The organism is Streptomyces sp. NBRC 110611 (assembly GCF_001590865.1).
In the GTDB taxonomy this organism is placed as follows: domain Bacteria; phylum Actinomycetota; class Actinomycetes; order Streptomycetales; family Streptomycetaceae; genus Streptomyces.
The window spans coordinates 1-869 of record NZ_BBUY01000017.1 but is presented as its reverse complement, the minus strand read 5'-3'; the positions used below and the strand labels follow the sequence as shown (position 1 = coordinate 869).

2 protein-coding genes are annotated in these 869 nt (G+C 70.0%); both read left to right on the top strand.

Going from position 1 to position 869, the window contains the following annotated elements:
• Positions 1–548: carbonic anhydrase (locus AZE13_RS26610; RefSeq protein ID WP_066937219.1), on the top strand; the 548-nt coding region annotated here is incomplete at its 5' end.
• A gap of 17 nt (positions 549–565) precedes the next feature.
• Positions 566–869, top strand: a 304-nt coding sequence (locus tag AZE13_RS26605; protein ID WP_147264727.1) for a SulP family inorganic anion transporter, incomplete at its 3' end; no start/stop codon positions are given.

Here is an 869-nt window from a genome sequence, read left to right as displayed (position 1 = left end):
CCGAAGAACAGGAGACCTACGGCCGGCTGGCGGCCGGCCAGTCGCCGCTCGCACTCTTCATCACCTGCTCCGACTCCCGCGTCGTACCGTCCCTGATCACCGGGGCCCGCCCGGGTGAACTGTTCGAACTGCGGACGGCCGGCAACGCCGTGCCCGTCTACCAGGAGGACATGGCGGCCTGTGCGGAAGCCGCCACCATCGAGTACGCGATGCGCGTACTGCGCGTCGCCGACATCGTGGTGTGCGGTCACTCGCACTGCGGCGCGGTCGGCGCCAAGATCCGCGGCGAGGACCTGACCGGCGCCCCCGCGGTACGCGACTGGCTGGCCCAGCAGATCTCCGACGAACTGCCCAAGGACGACGAGCCGACGGTCTCGGCCGCGGTCCAGCAGCACGTGCGCGAACAGCTCAACCGGCTGCGCGGCTACCCCTGTGTGCAGGAGCGGCTGGCCGCCGGCGAAGTAAACCTGCACGGCTGGTTCTACGAAGTGCACACCGGTCTGGTGGCAGCACATCACCCGGCCTCCGACCTCTTCCTCCCGCTGTAAGGGCGTACGTGCACTTCATGAACCGATTCACCACCTTCCGGGCGGACTTCGCCGCCTCTCTCGTCGTCTTCCTCGTGGCCGTCCCCCTGTGCGTGGGGGTGGCCGTCGCCTCCGGCGTACCGGCCGAGCTGGGTCTCGTCACCGGTATCGTCGGCGGGCTGCTGACCGGTCTGCTCCCCGGCAGCAGTCTGCAGGTCAGCGGCCCGGCCGCGGGCCTGACCGTGCTGGTCTTCGAAGCGGTCAAGGAGTACGGCGTCGGCGCACTCGGTGCGCTGGTGCTGGCCGCCGGAGTCCTGCAACTCGCCATGGGCGCCCTGAAGC